Origin of the sequence: Streptomyces gilvus (assembly GCF_022513565.1) — a bacterium.
GTDB lineage: Bacteria > Actinomycetota > Actinomycetes > Streptomycetales > Streptomycetaceae > Streptomyces > Streptomyces gilvus.
Genome location: NZ_JAKWBE010000005.1, coordinates 302,073 through 320,473, shown reverse-complemented (window position 1 = coordinate 320,473; position 18,401 = coordinate 302,073). Strand labels below are relative to the sequence as shown.

The window sequence follows — 18,401 nt, the reverse complement described above, 5'->3', positions numbered from 1 at the left end:
CAATCCATGGGGGATCAGTCGGGGTTGATGCTCACCTCGTCGAACTCGGTGGTGCCGAGGGCCAAGGGGTCGCGCGAGCAGACCACGAGGCCCACGTGGAAGGGGGCGTCACCGAACCCCGGGATCTCGCCCGAGGCGAGGGCGGTCCAGGTGGCGCCGTCATCGGTGGAGACGGCCGCGGCGAAGACGGTCCCGGTGCGCTTCAGCCGCAGCAGCAGGGGCAGTTGGACGGTGGCGGTGCCGGAGAAGACGGAGGCCGCGGCGACCGTCTTGCGCAGCATCAGTTGCGCACCGGTCCCGCCGGTCACGATGACTCCGGCGGCCTGGTCGAAGGGCGACAGGGACTTGGCCATCAGCAGCCCCACCCGGTCGGCCCTCGCTCCGGTACGGGAGACCAGTCGGGCGGTGACCGTGCAGTCGCCGGTGACGGACTGTCGCACGAACTGCCCTGTCATTCCCTGGCCGTTGACGTTCAGGTCCACGCCCGCGCCACGCACCGTGAAGGTCCCGCCGTCGTAGGAGGTGCTGCCCGGGGTACGGATGGCGACCACGCCGAGCGTCCCGTACGCGCGGTCGTCGAGGATCACGTCGCCGAGGTCGCCGTAGGTCCAGGGGGCGGGCGGGGGTGTGCCGACGGTGAGGGTGAGGGTCGCGGTGCCGTCGCCGGTGGCGTTGCCCGCGGTGGTGGTGACGGTGAACTCGCCCGTCTCGGTGGGGGTTCCGGAGATCAGTCCGGTGCGTCGGTCGACGCGCAGGCCGTCGGGGAGACCGGTGGCGGCGAAGCGGACGGGGTCGTGGGTGGCCCGCAGGAGGTGCTGGAACGGGACGCCCTTGTTGGCGAACGCTGTTGCGGCGGAGGTTGGTTGGGGGGTGGTCGGGCTCGGCATGGGGGCGGCGGCCGGCTGGGAGAGCGGGCCGCGTCCGCCGGCGTTCGTCTTGGTGACGGCGTAGTGGTACGTCGTCCCCGGTGAGCCGGTGGCGTCGGTGTACCTGACGCGGGTGCCGAAACCGACGGCGCCGACGCCGGTCGCGATGGTGTGGTACGGCCCGTCGGCGTCCGTGGCGCGCAGCACCTTGAACCGGGCCGAGGGGTCCGGGTCGGTCCAGGCCAGCTCGACGGCGTCGGCGCCGCTGGACGCCGTGAGGCCGGCGGAGGGTGCGGCGGGGCGGGGGACGGACCACACCTCGCCGGAGGCCGAGGTCACGGTGACGTTGTCGAAGGCGCCGGTGCCGGTCTCGGCGTAGTCCTCGTCGACGCCGAGGCAGGAGGTGAGGACCAGTCCGGCGTAAGCCGTGCTCCCCAACTGCACCTCGGTGGAGCCGACTTCGGTCCAGCGGATGCCGTCCGGGGAGAGCGCGCCGGTGCAGCGGCGGCCCTTTCGGGTGACACGGACCCAGTACGGTGCGCGCAGTCGGTAACCGTCTCCCGCGCCCTCGACATAGGGGGCCTCGAGCGGGGTCGCGGACTCGGGGAGCGCGCCGAGGCTGGAGATCGGGAAGCCCGCGTTCACGGTGATCGCGTCCTGCTGCGTCGGCGGCACGGGTGTGCTGCCGGTCGCCGAGGCGTCCGCCCCGGCGGCCGGTCGTACGCTCCACACGCCGCTCCAGGTGTACAGCGGGAGCCCCTGGACCAGCATGGCGGCGTGCGCCGCGTCGGCGTCGAGGGAGGCGCGGAGGGCGACGCCGATCTTGGAGTACTGGGAACTGAGCGGAAACACGATCCGCGCGGTGACGCTGCCGTCGCCGCGCAGCGGCAGATACGCCAGGCGGTAGGTGTCCGCGGTCCCGCTCGCCTCCAGCACGAACCGTTCGCCGTCGAAGAGGGCGGAACCCGGAATCCTGACGGTGCCGACGTCCTGGGTGGCCCAGGGGGTGGGAAGTCCGGCGGTGGCGGAGACGGCACTGGAGTCGCCGCTCTCCCCTTGGGAGTTGGTGGCGGAAACGGTGTAGTAATACGTCTGTCCGGTACGGGCGCCGGAGTCCGTGTATGTCGGTTTGTCGACGGTGGTGGAGAGCTCCTCGTAGGGCCCTTCGGGCCTGGTGGCCCGGCGGACGGTGTAGGAGGTCGCCCAGGTGGACGGCAGCCAGCTCACGGTGACCGCTCCGGCGTCACCCACCGCCGCGACTCCCGCGGGAGCCGTCGGCGCGGTGGCCGCGGGCGCTGTCGCGCCGGCGTAGGCGAGGGTGCCCCAGCTGGGCAGGTCGTCGTTGCTGCCCTCGACGACACGGGCGCCGCCGGTGCCGCGGAAGACGGCGGCCTTGGTGTACGGGGCGTCGAGGCCCCGGACGTCGGTGTAGTGGGCGTAGGCCATCTCGTAGATCGGCGGGAAGGAGCCGCGGCTGATCGCGGAAACCGTCTTCTTGATGTACTTGCCGGTGCGGTCCAGGTCGGGGACGAAGGGAACGTCGTTTCCGAGGTTGTAGCGGGCGGCGTACTCGAAGTTGGCGAGGATGCGGTTGTCGTCGAACGCCCACAGGTCGACGCCCTGGTTCCAGGCGACCTGGGCGATGTCGCCGGTCAGGCCGACAGCGAGCTGTTCGTGGCCCTGATCGCGGCCGGACTCCTGGCCCTGGCCGGCATCCGTGACGATGCGATGGAGGATGCTGCCGTTGCCGGCGCCGGCCGCGGCGAAGCGCAGTGCGTCCTCGAAGAGGACCGGTTCCTCGCAGAACACGCCGATCGCGAGGATGGTCTGGATCGCCGTCAGGTCCCAGTTGCCGTTGGCGTAGAGCATGTAACCGGATACGGCCGGATACCAGACGTCCAGGAAGGATGCCTCGCAGCGGGCGATGTCCGCGTCTGCCCAGCCGTCGTAACCGGTGTGCCGCAGCAGCTCGGCCGCGTTGACGAACTTGAAGGCCTGCAGTCCGGCGCCGAGCGGACCGTCCGCGCCGGTGATCGCCGTCAGGGAGGCGGACCAGGCGTTGAGGATGTCGCGCGCCTTGTCGGCGTTGGCCTTGTTGCCGGTGACGGCCCACATGAGGGCGTTCTGGTAGGCGGCGACCGAGTCGGCGACGGCCTGGTTCTGGAAGTTGGTGGGGCCGCGGCCCCAGGTGGTGATCTGGCCCGTGTTCTGGACGGGGTACGTCGACTGGGAGCGGGCGTGCGCCGCGAGGGCCAGGTAGCCGTCGTAGACGGGGGACTGCTTCGCGGCGACGGCTGTCCTCATCCGGGCGAGGTCGTCCGCGGTGTGCAGCAGTCCGGGATGGGCGAAGGCACGGCGGGCGGCGCCGGTGTCGTTCCGGCCGGCCGCCCGGGCCGCGCCGGGCGCGAGCAGACCGCTCACGCCCGACGCCAGCAGTACGGCCGCCGTACCGCCGAGGAAGTTCCGGCGGCTCGGTGCGGGGATGGTCACGACGCCGCCCCCGCCTCTGCCTCGGCGGTGGTGATGAACCTGAGGTTCGTCACGTGCTCGTTGTAGTACCACTGGATCTCGTCGGTGGTGTAGTACCAGCTCGGCTTCTTCATCGAGTCGGCGACGACCAGGCCGTTGATCACCAGGTTCTCGAACGTGACGTCCTTGATGGCGTGATCGGCGTCGTAGCCGAGGAAGAGGGAGGGGTTGGCGTGCGTGCCCGTGTAGCTGAGGTTCTTGACGTAAACGTCTTCGATGCCGGCTCCGACCGAGGTGTTGTACTTCGGGTTGAACATCACCTTCATGTAGATGACCTGGCCCCAGCGGAAGTCCTCGATCCGGACGTCCTCGATCCGGACGTTGCGGATGAGGTTGGAGTCGCCGGGGTTCAGCGCGATGCAGCCCTGGTAGTTCATCTGGGGCTCGCGGTGGTCGAGGACGTCGATGTTCCTGATGACCAGGTTCTCGAGGACCTCGGGGGCGTCGGTGTTGCCGTGCGTGCCGACGTTGATCGGGTGGGCGACGTCAGCCCACAGGGTGCAGTTCTGGATGGTGATGTCGCGGGTGTCGCCGTAGTAGTCCCAGCGGTGGCAGTAGATGGCGAAGCAGTCGTCGGAGTTGCGCATGAAACAGCCGTCGAAGACGATCCCCGTCGAGGAGAAGACGTCGAAACCGTCTCCGTTGCCCTTCGAGCTGAACGACCGCGCCTTCTTGACGTGGACGTTCTCGCTCATGGCGAAGGTGCCCGAGTAGCCGTTCGGGTTCAGGATGATGACGTCCTCGACGCGGATGTTCTTGCTGCCCTCGCAGAGGATGCCGCCGGGGCCTGCGTTGAGGATGCCGTGGCCGGTGAGGGCGGCCTTCTCCACGTTCTTGAAGTACACCTGTGCCTGCAGGACGGCGCCGCCGGCGAGGTAAACGGTCTTGCCGCTGGGGACGGTGAGGACGTTGCCGGTGACCTTGTGCACGCCGGGGCCGAAGTAGATGACGTCCGGATCGTCGGGCGAGGGCGGGTTGGGGCAGACGCGGTTGGTGATGACGTGCAGGCAGTCGAAGATCTCGTCGTTGATCTGGACGACGACGTCCTTCGGCTCGTCGAGCGTGAACACCAGCGTGTCGCCACCGAGTTCGGGCTTGATGCCGAGTGCGTCCGGTCTCACCCGGGCCTTGGTGGTGCCGCCCTTGAGGTAGGTGACCTCGATCTCGACGGAGCCCCGGAAGTCGAAGTACACCATCGAGGAGTTGTAGACCTTGCCGGAGCCCGTGGTCGGGTTGATCTCCTCGAGCTGCGGCCGGTAGATGTCCAGGGTCTGCCAGTCCCCGTCGGGGGCGGTGCGCACCCGCACCCTGAAGCTGGTGTTGGTCGGCATGGTGGCGGGGAGCGGATAAGTGACCAGCTGGGGCACGGAGTTGTCATCTGCAGCTTGCGCCGTCGTGGCGGTCAGGCCTGACGACAGGCCGGCGGCGAGCACGGTGGCGCCGGCCGCCTGGAGGGCCGTACGGCGGGACAAGGGCGTGTTCATGCAGGACTCCTAGCGAACAAACGGATGAAACGGATGACAGCGGTTACTTGAGACCGGTCGTGGACATCCCGGCGACGAAGCCGCGCTGGGCGATCAGGAAGATCAGCAGGATCGGGACGACGTACATCACCGAGGCCGCGGCCTGGAGGTTGGTGACGGGGGTGCCGGCCGAGGTGACGTAGGTGGACATCACGGCGACCGCGAGGGTGGTGCGGTCGGTGGAGAGCAGGAGTTGCGGGGCGATGTAGTCGCCCCAGGTCCAGGTGAAGGCGATCACGAAGCTCGCGGACAGGACCGGCCAGGACTGCGGAAGGAAGATCCGCCAGAAGATCGTCCCGTAGCCGCAGCCGTCGACGATCGCCGCTTCCTCCAATTCGCGCGGGAGCCCCGCGAAGAACTGCCGGAAGAGGAAGACCAGATAGGGGGCGGACGACAGGCCCCAGAGCACCCACGGCCAGTACGTGTCGACCATGCCGAGCTTGGCGAAGATGAGGTACGTCGGCAACAGCGTGATCATCTGGGGCAGCATCATCGAGCCGAGGAGGATGCCGAAGAGCGTTTTCTTCCCCGGTGCGCTGAGCCGGGCGAAGCCGAAGCCGACCCAGGCCGAGCTGAGGGTGACCAGGGTGGCGTAGATCAACGCGATGATCAGGGAGTTGCGGGCGTAGCCGAGGAAGTCGATGAGATCGAAGGCGTCCGCGAAGTTGTGCCACTGAACGTGTGCGGGCAGCCAGTGCACCGGCGAGGCCGCCAGCTCCGCGGGAGTCTTGAGGCCGGAGAGGACCAGCCAGCCGAAGGGGCCCAGGAACAGCCCGGTGATCACGACGAGGACCGTGTAGAGAACTAGACGGTTGACCCGTGTCCGGGGCGCGGACGTGGGGGTCACGCTGGTGGCGGTCACTTCTTCGCCTCCGGGTCGACGTTGTAGAACACCACGCCGGACGTCGACTTGAAGATCAGTCCGGTCGCGACGAGGATCAGGACGAAGAGCACCCACAGCAGCGCAGAGGCGTAGCCGTAGCGGCCGAACGCGAAGTACTGCGCGAACACATGCATCATGTAGAGGTAGTTGGACTGCGGGAGAGCGGTGATACCGGCCGGGGTCGGGTCGGGGGCCAGCAGCAGCGGCATGATGGTCTGCACCGAGGCGATGACGCCGGTCACGGTCTGGAAGAGCAGCACCGGCGACAGCAGCGGCAGGGTGATGCTGCGGAAGCTCCGCCAGGCGCTCGCACCGTCGATGCGGGCCGCTTCGAGCACTTCGCGGGGGATGTCCTGGAGCCCCGCCAGCGAGATGATCATGATGTTTCCGGCCGTCCAGAGCACCGTCATGATCAGTACGTAGCGGGCGTACGGGTCGGCGAGCCAGCCGAGGGCGTCGATACCGAAGAGGTTCAACACCCCGTTGGCGGCACCGGAGTTCTGGTCGAAGAGCTGCTTGAACGCGATGCCCGCACCCACCGGCGGCACCACCGCGGGAAGATAGAGCAGGGTGCGGAACAGCCCACGCGCCCTGATCGGCCGGTTGACCAGGACGGCGAGCACGAGCCCGGCGACGATCGACAGCGGCACCGATGTGATCGCGAACAGCCCCGTGCGGCCGAGGGAGTCCCAGGTCTGAGCGTCCGAGAACAACTCGCGGTAGTTGCCCAGTCCGACGTAGTGCCAGTTGGGCGAGATGCCGTCGTACGTGGTGAAGCTCAGCCACAGCGCGTACGACATCGGCGCGACGGTCAGCAGCGCGAACCCGGCGATCCAGGGAGAGGCGAACATGTAGAACGCCCGGTGCCTGCGCGCGGCCACGGAGGAACGCCTCCGGGGCCACACCCGGCCGGCCACCTGCGCGGAGCCGGAAGGCCGTGTGACCGAGGACATCTGATCGACCGTCATCCCACCTGCTCCTTACCGCGCTTGAGCTGCTCGTTCATGGCCGAGTTCAGCTGTCCGGCGAGCCTGTCGACGGACATCCGGCCGTTCATGGCGGCCGGGGCGATCTGGTTGAAGAGGGCGTACAGCGAGTCCGCGGTGGCGTAGGGCGTGAAGGCGATCACCGAGAAGTGGTTCAGCTCGGCCTTCTGCACCTTCAAGACCTCTTTCTGGTAAGGCGCTTGGGATGGCATCAGCGAGCGCAGCGACTTCAGGGTCGGGATGCCCCAGCCGCCGGAGGCGCGTGCCTTCGCCGGCGCCTCGCCGAAGAACCACTCGAAGACCCGCCAGGCGGCGTCCTTGTTGTGGGACTTGCTCGGTATCCAGAATCCGGTTCCGGCCTGGCACGGACTGACCCTCCTGCCGCCCTCGAAGACGGGGGCGGGGGCGAGCCGGGACAGCGGGGCGAGTTTCTTGTCGGTGTTGATCAGGCCGCCGAGCCAGTAGCCCGAGTTCGACATCGCAAGCCTGTTCGCCTGGAAGGTGGGACCGTCCCAGGTGTTGGGGTCGGGCTGGATGATGCTGGGCCCGACCCTGGTCCGGCAGTAGTCGATGTACCAGCCGAGCGCCTTGCGGGCCTCGGGGCTGGTGAAGTCCACCCGGGAGTAGTCGTCGGTGAAGAGGTTTCCGCCGGCCGCGACTGTCAGGCTCGCCAGCATGTTGGGCGTGAGCACACCGTTGTAGCTGCCGCCGAAGACGGTGGTGGCGCCGTTCTTGCGCCGGGTCAGCCGCTTGGCCTTGTCGAGCCACTCCTCGTAGGTGACCGGTTCCAGCTCCGGCGGATACTCGACGCCCGCCCGGTCGAACAGAGCGGTGTTGTACCAGAACATGGAGTCCTGGGAGAAGTCCTTCGCCATACCGTAGCGGGGGCCCTTGCCCTGGGTGCGGCCGTCGTACCGCCACAGGTCGTTGACGGGATCCAGGTCGTCGGACTTCAGGACGGTGCTCTTCGCGAAGTACGGGTCCAGGTTCTCCATCACGCCGCGTGCCGCGAAGTACGGGGCGTCCACCGCGCCGACCCCGCGCACCAGGTCCGGCGGGTTGCCGTTGGTCATCATCGCGATCAGCTTGCTGATGCTGTAAAGCACCGTTTCGATCTTGACGCCGATGTCGTTCTGGGCCTGCTTGATCAGATCCGTTGAGATGTCGCCGGACTTGGCCATCACGGTGACTGTCTCTCCGGCGCCGCTCGCCGCGGAGGAGACCTGCAGTGCGCAGCCGCTGAGGGATGCCGCACCGGCGGTGGCACCGGCTGCGGAGAGGGCAAGAAAGCGGCGGCGACTCAGGGGGGCACCGGGATGACCGGGAGCACCAGGGGCACCGGAGGCACCGGGAGCACCAGCCTGGGAGTGCATGGACGACCCACTCTCTTTCGCTGGGACGGAAGGGGACTTGAGCACGCGGTGGGGTGGGCTGCGGTGGTATGTGACATAGCACTGTGACGTTCAGTGCTATGTCACATACCACCGAGCGGCGTGCGAACGGCTCAGAAACCGGTTGCTACAGCGGTGCAGGGAGCTTCCGTCGGAGAGCACAGCACGTCAAGGGGTCCGGCGAACTTTCGAAAACTGTGGTCGGCCTGAGCGTCACGGTCCAAAACAGCCGCGCCGCAGGTCAGGGCAGCAACCGGTTGCCAAATCCATCGCCGACCATCACCGTTGCTGGAGAAACCGTAGTAACCGATTTCGAAGCAATCACCGGCGGGAGCCCGTGCTCCCCCCCTCCAACCGGCTCACCTATCCAGCCCCTCACGATTGACCACGCCTTCCCCGCAGATCTACGGTAGAAGGCGCTTTCTGAAACTGTTTCCATCCAGCGTGTCAGGAGAGCCATGCCCCACCCCCAGCCGCCGAGGGCCGTGTTCGCGATGGATCCGGTGCACCTCCCCCTGCTCTTCCCGCCCCCGCTCATGAGCCGGCTGCGGCAGGCTTCCGACCTGGACCCGATGCTGATCGTGCAGGACTTCACGGACTCGGCGGCCACGAAAGCCCTTGCCGACGCTGAGGTCCTGGTCACCGGCTGGGGCTGTTCCCACCTCGACGCGAGCGTCCTGACCGCGGCCCCCCGCCTGCGCACCGTCCTGCACGCGGCCGGCTCGGTCCGTTCCCTGGTGGGCGAAGCCTTGTGGAAACACGGAGTCACCGTTTCCAGCGCTGTCACCGGCAACGCCGTACCGGTGGCGGAGTACACGCTCGCCATGATCCTGCTCGCGGGCAAGGACACCTTCACCCACCGCGAGCGCTTCCGCGCCACCCATGCCTATCCGCCCCACACCGAGACCGCGGCCACGGGCAACCTGGGCCGCCGCGTCGGGGTGATCGGCGCGTCCCGGGTGGGCCGCCGCCTGTTGGAACTCCTGCGCCCCTTCGACCTCACGGTCCTGCTGCACGACCCCTATGTGAGCGCGGCCGAGGCGGCCGCGCTCGGCGCCGAACTCCTCCCTCTGGACGACCTGTTGAGACACAGCGACATCGTCTCCCTGCACGCGCCCGACATCCCGGAGACGTATCGCATGCTCGACGCGGGGCGGCTGGCGCTGATCAGGGACGGAGGAGTGCTGATCAACACCTCGCGGGGGGCGCTGGTCGATCCCGAGGCGCTGACGGACGAGTTGGTCTCCGGGCGGCTGCACGCCGTCCTCGACGTCACCGAACCCGAGCCGCTGCCCGCCGGGTCACCGCTGTACCGCCTGCCCAATGTCTTTCTCACCCCGCACATCGCCGGTTCGCTCGGCAACGAGCTGGAACGACTGGGCCGAATCGTCGTCGAGGAGTTGGAGCGTCTGGCCTCGGGCCTGCCCCTGATCCACGAGGTGCGGCAGGCGGACCTGGCCCGTGTGGCGTGACGGAGACGAGCGCCGGCCTCATGCGAGACGGGCGCGACCCGAGGCGAGGCGGACGCGACCCGAGGCGAGGCGAGCGCGGCCGGACGTCGGGCGAGGGTGGCCCGGCGGAGGCGAGTTCGGCCTGACCCGACGGAACGAGTGTCGCCCCATGTGGGCGAGCAAGTGGACGCCGATGTGGCCGGACGCGTGGGTGCCGATCTGGCGGAGCGAGTACGGGTCGATGCACCGCGGCGACGGCATGGGCACGGCAAGGCGTTTTCCACAGATGCGCGGTCATCCACAGGCCCGTCTCCGGCTGTAACCCATGGGATACGGTTCCAGCAATCGCCACCCCCCGAAGGAGTCCCACGGTGACCCAGCGCAAACCCCCAGGTGACACCGCACGGGCGACCATCCGTGACGTGGCCGAGCAAGCCGGCGTCTCGGTAGCCAGCGTCTCCCGTGTGCTGTCCGGTAACTACCCCGTCTCGGAGAATCTGCGCCGGCGGGTGATGAAGGTCGTCAGCGACCTGGACTACGTGACCAACGCGCACGCCCGTTCCCTGGCGGGCGGCGGCACCCCGACCGTGGCGATCCTGATCAACAACATCACGGGGGCGGCCTTCGCCCACGTGGCGAAGGGCGTGGAGGGCGCGGCGACGCTGCGCGGCTGGCTGTCGCTCGTGGGCACCACCGGCGACGACCCCGAACGCGAGCTCGCTCTCGTCAACCTCATGCGCCAGCAGGGGGTGGCGGCCGTCGTGCTGCTCGGCGGCGCCTACGACTACGACGAGTACCAGCTGCGCATGGCCCGCTTCGCGCGTTCGCTGGACGCGGCCGGCTCCCATCTCGTCCTGGTGGGCAGGCCGCCCCTGGAGGGAGACGTCCCGGCCACGACGGTCGACTACGACAACGAGGGCGGCGCCTACGCCATGGCCAGCCATCTGTTGTCGGCCGGACACCGCAGGATCCTGGTGCTGCCCGGACCGGCCGAACTCACCACGGCGCAGAGCCGGTTGAGCGGCGCCTGGCGGGCCTTCGAGGCGTACGGGGTGCCGTTCGACCGGGGGTTGGTGCGGCACGGGCCGTACGACGACGAGCACGGGTACACCGCTGTCGAGGCGGCGTTGCGCGTGACTCCGGGCTTCACGGCGGTGCTCGCCGGGACCGACGTGGTGGCGGCGGGCGCGATGCAGGCGCTGCGCGCGGCGGGGCTGCGGGTGCCCGACGACGTGTCCATCGTGGGCTACGACGACATCCCCCTCGCCTCCCAGCTCACGCCTCAGCTCACCACCGTGCACGTGCCGTACGAGGAGATGGGCCGGGTGGCTCTGCGGGCGGTGGCGGACCGGCGCGAGGGCGGTGCCGGCCGCCGCAAGGGCACTGACGGCGACCATCTGGTGCTGGGCACCCATGTCGTCGTACGCCATTCGGTGGCGCCGCCGCGCCGGGGGTGACTACGTCCCGGGGAGCGCGCGGAGCAAGTCCCCGGGGAACGTGGGGTTCACGCCCCGAGCGCGCACTCACCGACTGAGCGCGCCCGGAACACGTGCTCTGAGCACCTTCTGAGCAGCGCGCACCGCCCCCAGCCCTCCTTTGGTCAGCACTTCGGACCTCCCTGAGCGCCGGGCCGCCCCCCTGCGTTCCCCTCCGGCCCCGCCCTGAGTGAGCCTCCGACACCGCACACCGCTCCGAGGGCCGATCCAAGCGGGCCCATCAACAGTGCTGAAGCAATCTTTTCGTAACCGTTTTCTCGCGCTCACCAGCGCTTTTCCCAGCTGGAACCAATAATTTCCAGCACACCTCTTGCTACTTCCCTGCCCATCGGCCTACCGTCACGGCAACCGCTTACTACAGCTTCCGCTGGGTCGGTCCCCCGCAACCGCGAGCCGACGGTTGTCCGGCCGCCGTTTCTGGCCAGCGCCCCGAGCCGCCGTCCTCTTGTTCTGAGAACGCCCAATCCCCGAAGGATCACGGTCAGATGAACTTCACCAGCACTCGGAGAAGGTTCGCCCACGCCGCCGTCGCGTCAGTCGCGCTGACGGGTCTGCTCTCCGCCTGCGGCGGTTCGGACTCCGGCGGCGACAGCAAGTCGTCCGGTCCGGTCACCCTCCCCTTCTGGGGCTGGGCCAACGGCCAGGAGGCCGTCGTCAAGGCGTTCAACGCCTCGCACAAGGACGTCAAGCTGAAGTACACCAAGGTCACCGACCAGTTGACCATGCAGAAGCAGCTGACCAACGCGGTCAAGGCGGGCAACGCGCCGTGCCTGGTGCAGAACACCGCCGAGTACGTCACGAGTTGGGTGTCGCAGGGTGCGCTCGCCGACATCAGCCAGTACGTCGACGCGAGCAAGGGCAAGTTCAATCCGGGTTCGTGGGCCAGTGCCCAGGTGCAGGGCAAGGCCTATGGCGTACCCACCAGTTCGGCGCCGAACTTCACCATCTACCGCACCGACATCTTCCAGAAGTACGGGCTCAAGCCCCCGGCGACCTGGGACGACTTCATCGCCGCCGGCAAGGTCCTGAAGAAGCACGGCATCAAGATCACCAACTTCGCGGGAGAGGACCCGAGCACCCTGGAGGTGCTGGCCATGCAGGCCGGCGCCCACTGGTACGCGATCGACGGCAACTCCTGGAAGGTGGACTTCCAGGACGCCGGCACCCTCAAGGCCGCCAAGGTGATCCAGGACATCATGGACAACGACCTGGACTCCAAGCTGTCGTTCGCCGACTACGCGGCCGTGCAGCGCAATTACGACAACGGCGGCACCGCGACCCGGCAGATCTCCACCTGGCAGATGGCCGGCATGGTGCAGAACTTCACCAAGTCCTTCGGCAAGTGGGCGCTCTCGCCGTGGCCGACGTTCCCGGGCGAGGCGGCCAAGACCCCGGCCGGCACCAACCTCACCGGCAGCGTCACGCTGGTGACCAAGCAGTGCAAGAACGTGCGGCAGGCCGCCGAGGCCGCGCTGTGGATGTCCACGGACGCCGGCGCGGTGAAGACGATGGCGAGCCCGACCACCGGCAACGGCGTGTTCCCCGCGCTCGCGGACAGCAACGCGTACGTCGCCGAGTCGATCTCCGACAAGCTGCTCGGTCAGAACTACCAGCCGGCGCAGAAGGTCGTCACCGACAGCCTGAACACGGTTACCACGGACTGGACGTTCGGCCCGGACTGGACCGCCATGTTCACCGAGATGCAGGCCGGCTGGGCCAAGGTCGTCAACAAGCAGGAGAAGGTCACCGATCTGCTCGCGCACATGCAGCAATGGACGGTCAAGGACCTGAAGTCCCGCGGCATCAGCGTCAAGGGCTAGAGGCAGAGGGCGAGTACCGATGATCCGCTCCCTGCGCTGGAAGGGCGCCGCCTTCACGGTGCCCTTCCAGCTCGGCTTCGTCTTTCTCTATCTGCTCCCGATCGGGTACGCGGTCTATGAGTCGCTGTACCGCGAGCAGCAGTCCGGACTCGGGCTCGGTGGCGCCACCGAGAGGTTCGCCGGGCTGGACAACTACCGGCACGGTTTCACCGACTCGGCGTTCATGGGATCGGTGCTGCGGGTGGTGTTGTTCGCCTGTGTGCAGATCCCGGTGATGCTGCTGGTCAGCCTGGTCCTGGCGCTGTTCCTGGACTCGCTCGCCTCAAAGGCGGCGAGCCGGTTCAGGATCATGCTGCTGGTGCCGTACATGATCCCCGGGGTGGTCGCCGCGATCGTGTGGATCAACCTCTACAGCCCCGATGTCGGTCCGCTGACGCCCCTTGGCAAGGTGTTCGGTTTCGACTGGAACTTCTTCGCGCCCTCGATGGTGTGGCCGTCCATCGGCAACCTACTCACCTGGCACGGGGTCGGCTACAACATGGTGATCATCTACTCGGCGCTGCAGGGCGTGCCGCGCGAGCTGTTCGAGGCCGCGCGGCTGGACGGGGCCTCCGAGCGGCGGATCGCGCTGAGCATCAAGATTCCGTACGTGCGCGGCGCGCTGGTCCTGACGGGCATGCTGTCGATCATCCAGATGCTGCAGATCTTCAACGAGCCGGCGCTGTTCAGAAACGTGACGCCGCAGACGGTCACCGACAGCTTCACCCCGATCATGATCATCTACAACCAGGCGTTCAACGCCGGCAACTACCACTACGCCGCGGCTCTGTCGGTGCTGCTCGCCCTCATCCTCGGCGTTGCCTCCTTCCTCTTCTACCGGCTCACCTCGAGGGAGGCGGACTGATGACGCTCACCGAAGAACGTCCGCGGACGCGCCAGGTACGGCGTTTCAGCAGGCCTGATCCCACGTCCGGTTCGCGCGGCGGTCAGCGTTTCCTACTGGTCGGTCTGGTTCTCGCAAGCGCATACAGCCTGTTTCCGGTGTGGTGGCTGCTGGTCGCCGCCACGAAGAACCGCACGGATCTGTACCAGAGCAACGGCCTGTGGTTCTCGGGCATGCACCTGTGGGACAACCTGCATGAGGTCTTCACCTACCAGGACGGCATCTTCCTGCGCTGGACCGCCAACTCGCTGCTGTACGCGGGCGTCGGCTCCCTCGCCGGCACACTCCTCGCGCTCGCGACGGGCTACGGGCTGGCCCGGTTCGACTTCCCCGGGCGTGGAATCGTCTTCGCGTGCGTGGTCGGTTCGTTTCTGATACCGATCGCCCTGCTCACCCTGCCGCTGTATCTGCTGTTCTCGAAGATCGGGCTGGTCGACACGGCCTGGGCGATGCTCATCCCCTGCCTCATCAACCCGTTCAGCGTGTATCTGGCCAAGGTGTACACCGAGGCCACGATCCCCTTCGAACTGCTGGAGGCGGCCCGGATCGACGGCGCGGGAGAACTGCGGATCTTCTTCAGCATCGTGCTGCGGATGATGACGACGGGCGGCGCGACGGTGTTCCTCCTCGCCTTCGTCAACACCTGGAACGCCTTCTTCCTCCCCCTCACCCTGTTGCGCGGCAAGGAGAACTGGACCCTGAACCTGGGCCTGTACAACTGGTCCGGCACCCGGCTGGAGTCCGGTGTCGACCTCACCGGCCTGGTGCTGACCGGGGCGCTGCTGTCCATCGTGCCGATGGCGGTCATGATGGTCGCGATGCGCCGCTACTGGCGCACCGGGGTCACGCTGGGAGCCCTCAAGTGACCATGCTGCACAACCCGGTTGTCCGGGGGTTCGCGCCGGACCCGTCACTGGTGCGGGTCGGCGAGGAGTACTACGTGGCGACGAGTTCCTTCGAGTGGTTCCCGACCATCCCCATCCACCGCTCCCGGGACCTCGCCAACTGGGCGTACGCGGGTCACGTCCGCGGTGCCGTTCCCGGCGACTCGCTGGCCGGCGTCCCCGACTCCGGCGGTGTCTGGGCGCCGTCGCTGAGCTGGGACGGCGAGCGTTTCTGGGTGGTGTACGCGATCGTACGGTCGGTGGGCACGCCGTACTTCGACACGGACACCTACGTCTGTACGGCCACCGAGGTGGACGGCGAGTGGACGGCCCCGCGGCGGGTCGCGAGTCATGGTTTCGACCCTGCGCTCTTCCATCACGAGGGCCGGTTGTGGCTGCTCAACCTGCAGAACGACCACCGACCGGGTGGACGCCGGTTCGCCGGGATCGTCCTGACCGAACTGGACCGGGGGACGCTGAGCCCGGTCGGTGGTACCCATCTGCTTCTGCAGCACGAACGGCTTATCGAGGGGCCGAAGTTGCTGTTCCGTGACGGCTGGTTCCACCTGGTGCTGGCCGAAGGCGGTACGGGGTTCGAGCACGGTGTACGGATGGCACGCAGCCGGGTGCTCACGGGGCCGTACGAGCTCGACGACCGGCCGCTGCTGACCTCGCGGGACGACCCCTCACTGCCGCTGCAGAAGGCGGGACACGGGGAGTTGGTCCAACTGCCGGATGGTGAATGGGTGTTGAGTCATCTGACGGCCCGTCCGTTGCGGACGCCGGAGGGCCTCCGTTGCACCCTGGGCCGGGAGACGGCGATCCAGAGGGTGGAGTGGGACGCGGCAGGGTGGCCCAGGATGGTGCACGGGGGTCACCATCCTGCGGTCGAGGTCGCCGTACCGACCCGCCCCGATCCCCAAGCCGGGGTCGCGGAAGGGACTTTGGGCTGGCCGTGGAGCAGTCTGCGGGCCGCGCCCGATCCGTCCTGGGCCGACACGGTCTCGCGTCCCGGCTGGATCCGGCTGCGCGGGCGGCACGGTCCCGAGTCGCGGTGGGCGCACAGTCTGCTGGCCCAGCGGATCACCGAGCACCGCGCGGAGGCCCAAGTCACCGTCGAGGCAAGGCCCGAGACCTTCACTCAGGCCGCGGGGCTGGTGCTCCGGTACAACGCCGAGGCGTATCTGAGCCTGGACCTCACCTGGGCGGAGGCCGAGGGCGAGGAGCAGCGCGGACAGCAGTGGCAGGGCGGCGGCCGTACGGTGCTGCGGCTCGTGGAACGCGAGGAGACGAGCACCCGTACGGTCGCCGTGCTGGACGTCGCCGTGGACACTCCGGTGACACTGGGAGTGACGGTAAACGGTGCCGAGGCGCGTTTCTGGTACGTCCGCGATGGGGGTCGTGTGCCGGTCGGGGAGCCGTTGGACTTCGGCAGACTCTCCGACGACCACGGCTCGAAGCTCCGTTTCACCGGGTCGATGGCCGGCATCCATGCCGTGGATCTGGTCGATGCGGCGTTCACGGCCGACTTCACCGGTTTCCGGCTCACGTGCTCGTAGCACTCGTAACGCTCGTAGCGTCACAGAAGCCGCCGTTACGTTCGAAGTTTCGAAAGTCCGGGGCCGTAGAGACCTTGCGAAGTCCTGCCTCTTCCCGTGCTCATCCGGTGAACCTAGGGTAGGAAGCGCTTACTGCTTTCGCGTTGGTCGAAACTTTTCATGGCCCTCGGGCGGGCCGGAGAGGTGGTCCCCGATGGTCCGAACCGGAAGTGCGAGCGTGGCCGCCGGTCCGACGCTGGCCGTGGTGGCCCGTGAGGCGGGGGTGTCTGTGCCGACGGCTTCCAAGGTGGTCAACGGCCGGGAGGACGTGGCGCCGGAGACACGCCGCCGGGTGACCGAGGCGCTGGACCGGCTCGGCTATGTCCGCAGACCCCGTTTCGACGCGGCGAAGGTGCCGGGCCTGGTCGACCTCGTCGTGCACTCGCTGGACAGTTCCGCGTCGGGCGCGGTGCTGCACGGTGTGGAGGCCGCCGCGCACGACGCCGGGCTGGAGGTCGTGGTCTCGGCTGGGCTCACCCGGACCCGGAGCGGGCGCCCGGAGCGGGGCTGGCTGGACAAGCTCATCGCGCGCGGCTCGTCCGGGGTGCTGTTCAACCTGACCGAACTGACGCCCTCCCAGTACGCCTGGCTGGACCAGCACCGCATTCCGTACGTGCTGATCGACCCGGTGCTCGAACCGCCCGCGGGTGTGGTGTCGGTGGGCGCGGCGAACTGGCAGGGCGGGGTGACGGCGACCGAGCATCTGCTCTCCCTCGGACACGAGCGGATCGCCGTGATCGCCGGTCAGCAGCGCAAGATGTGCAGCAGCGCGCGGGTGGCCGGCTACCGTTCGGCGCTCGCGTCGGCCGGGGTGCGCCACCGTCCCGAGTACGTCCGGCACGCCGGTTTCGACGAGTCGGTCGCGCACCGCCGCATGCTCGACCTGCTCGATCTGCGCGAGCCGCCGACGGCGGTGTTCGTCTGCTCGGACCGGATGGCGCTGGGTGTGTACGGGGCGCTCGCCGAGCGCGGTCTGCGGGTGCCGGACGACATCAGCGTCGTCGGCTTCGACGATCTTCCCGAGTCCCGTTGGGCCAGCCCCGGACTCACCACCGTCCGCCAGCCGCTGGCGGAGATGGCGGCGACGGCCCTGCATCTGCTGGTCCGCATGATGGAGGGCGACCGCCCGGAGGGCACCCGCACGGAACTGTCGACGCGGCTGGTGGAACGGGCCAGTACGGCGGGGCCGCGCGGCTGAGGGGCGGAGCGGCGCGGGGGGGGCGCGGAGGGGCGGTGGTATGTGACATGGCACCGGGATCTCGCAGCCAGTGGCATGTGACATACCACTGGCCTCGCACCCGGTGATATGTGACATACCACTGCGCGCCCCGAGCAAGAGACGCACGTCACACTCCCCCGTGTCACACCCCACCACCCCACCCCGTCAAGGAGGTGTAACCACCGAAACGGCAGAGGGAGTTCATCGTGGAAGCTCGCTTGAACCTGCAGAGCCTGTTCAACGACCCGGTCGCCGGCAAGGTCCTCAGGAATCTCAACGCGGCGGGCAAGGCGCTGTCGGAGTCGACGCTGCCGGCCGCGACCCAGGAACTGGTGAAGCTGCGCGCCAGCCAGATCAACGGCTGCGCGTTCTGCACCGACATGCACTCCAAGGACGCGGCCGCGGCGGGTGAGACGGCGCAGCGCCTCCATCTGGTCGCGGTCTGGCGGGAGGCGAAGGTCTTCACCGAGGCCGAGCGCGCCGCCCTGGAGCTCGTGGAGCAGGGCACCCGGATCGCGGACGCGGCGGGCGGGGTCACGGACGAGGCCTGGGCGAACGCCGCCAAGCACTACGACGAGGACCAGCTGGCCGCCCTGGTGTCGGTCATCGCCCTCATCAACGCCTACAACCGGCTGAACGTCATCGTCCAGCAGCCGGCCGGCGACTACGAGCCCGGCATGTTCGGCTGACGCGCGCGGGGGTCTCGCAGAGGCCGCCTTACGCGGGGAGCGCACGGCGCACAGCGGCATTCGCGCGGGTTGGGGGCCGTAGTCCCGTCCGCGCATGCCGCACCGGGTACGGCATAGTCCCGG

At 68.4% G+C, this 18,401-nt stretch carries 13 protein-coding genes; 8 read left to right on the top strand and 5 right to left on the bottom strand.

Features of this window, described 5'->3' with window-relative positions:
* Positions 1-14: 14 nt before the first annotated feature.
* Genes MKW14_RS11445 through MKW14_RS11425 form a run of 5 tightly spaced genes read right to left on the bottom strand, consistent with a single transcriptional unit; the run spans position 15 to position 8,160 of the window.
* Positions 15-3,356, bottom strand: a complete 3,342-nt coding sequence (locus MKW14_RS11445) for a putative Ig domain-containing protein (protein ID WP_240861802.1) — start codon at positions 3,354-3,356, stop codon at positions 15-17.
* Positions 3,353-4,879: a glycosyl hydrolase family 28 protein gene (locus tag MKW14_RS11440; RefSeq protein ID WP_240861800.1), complete on the bottom strand. Its 1,527-nt coding sequence runs from the start codon at positions 4,877-4,879 to the stop codon at positions 3,353-3,355. The genes MKW14_RS11445 and MKW14_RS11440 overlap by 4 nt, the downstream gene beginning before the upstream one ends.
* A gap of 43 nt (positions 4,880-4,922) precedes the next feature.
* Positions 4,923-5,780 (bottom strand): carbohydrate ABC transporter permease, encoded by an 858-nt coding sequence (locus MKW14_RS11435; RefSeq protein WP_240861799.1) that lies wholly within the window; start codon positions 5,778-5,780, stop codon positions 4,923-4,925.
* Entirely contained in the window at positions 5,777-6,769 is a 993-nt protein-coding gene (locus MKW14_RS11430) for a carbohydrate ABC transporter permease (protein WP_240861797.1), read from the bottom strand. The genes MKW14_RS11435 and MKW14_RS11430 overlap by 4 nt, the downstream gene beginning before the upstream one ends.
* A complete protein-coding gene (locus tag MKW14_RS11425) occupies positions 6,766-8,160 on the bottom strand; it encodes an extracellular solute-binding protein (protein WP_374116555.1) in 1,395 nt (464 codons plus the stop codon). The genes MKW14_RS11430 and MKW14_RS11425 overlap by 4 nt, the downstream gene beginning before the upstream one ends.
* A 476-nt stretch (positions 8,161-8,636) precedes the next feature.
* On the opposite strand from MKW14_RS11425, the gene MKW14_RS11420 reads away from it, so the two are divergent.
* The 8 genes from MKW14_RS11420 to MKW14_RS11385 all read left to right on the top strand — a co-directional run bounded on the left by MKW14_RS11420 (position 8,637) and on the right by MKW14_RS11385 (position 18,278).
* On the top strand, positions 8,637-9,650 hold the full coding sequence (locus MKW14_RS11420; RefSeq protein WP_240861794.1) for a hydroxyacid dehydrogenase: 1,014 nt from the start codon (positions 8,637-8,639) through the stop codon (positions 9,648-9,650).
* Positions 9,651-10,000: 350 nt separating this feature from the next.
* Positions 10,001-11,086: a LacI family DNA-binding transcriptional regulator gene (locus MKW14_RS11415; RefSeq protein WP_240861792.1), complete on the top strand. Its 1,086-nt coding sequence runs from the start codon at positions 10,001-10,003 to the stop codon at positions 11,084-11,086.
* A 524-nt stretch (positions 11,087-11,610) separates the two neighbouring features.
* Positions 11,611-12,945 (top strand): ABC transporter substrate-binding protein, encoded by a 1,335-nt coding sequence (locus MKW14_RS11410; protein WP_240861790.1) that lies wholly within the window; start codon positions 11,611-11,613, stop codon positions 12,943-12,945.
* Between the two features lie 19 nt (positions 12,946-12,964).
* Positions 12,965-13,849 carry a carbohydrate ABC transporter permease gene (locus tag MKW14_RS11405; RefSeq protein WP_240861788.1) on the top strand — a complete coding sequence of 295 codons (885 nt, stop codon included), beginning with the start codon at positions 12,965-12,967 and terminating at the stop codon, positions 13,847-13,849.
* On the top strand, positions 13,849-14,754 hold the full coding sequence (locus tag MKW14_RS11400; protein ID WP_240861786.1) for a carbohydrate ABC transporter permease: 906 nt from the start codon (positions 13,849-13,851) through the stop codon (positions 14,752-14,754). Before MKW14_RS11405 ends, MKW14_RS11400 begins: the two co-directional genes overlap by 1 nt.
* Positions 14,751-16,331, top strand: coding sequence for a glycoside hydrolase family 43 protein (locus MKW14_RS11395; protein ID WP_240861784.1), 1,581 nt, complete (start codon positions 14,751-14,753; stop codon positions 16,329-16,331). Before MKW14_RS11400 ends, MKW14_RS11395 begins: the two co-directional genes overlap by 4 nt.
* 193 nt (positions 16,332-16,524) lie before the next feature.
* Entirely contained in the window at positions 16,525-17,568 is a 1,044-nt protein-coding gene (locus MKW14_RS11390; RefSeq protein WP_240861782.1) for a LacI family DNA-binding transcriptional regulator, read from the top strand.
* A 227-nt stretch (positions 17,569-17,795) separates the two neighbouring features.
* Positions 17,796-18,278 (top strand): carboxymuconolactone decarboxylase family protein, encoded by a 483-nt coding sequence (locus MKW14_RS11385; RefSeq protein ID WP_240861780.1) that lies wholly within the window; start codon positions 17,796-17,798, stop codon positions 18,276-18,278.
* Positions 18,279-18,401 lie beyond the last annotated feature (123 nt).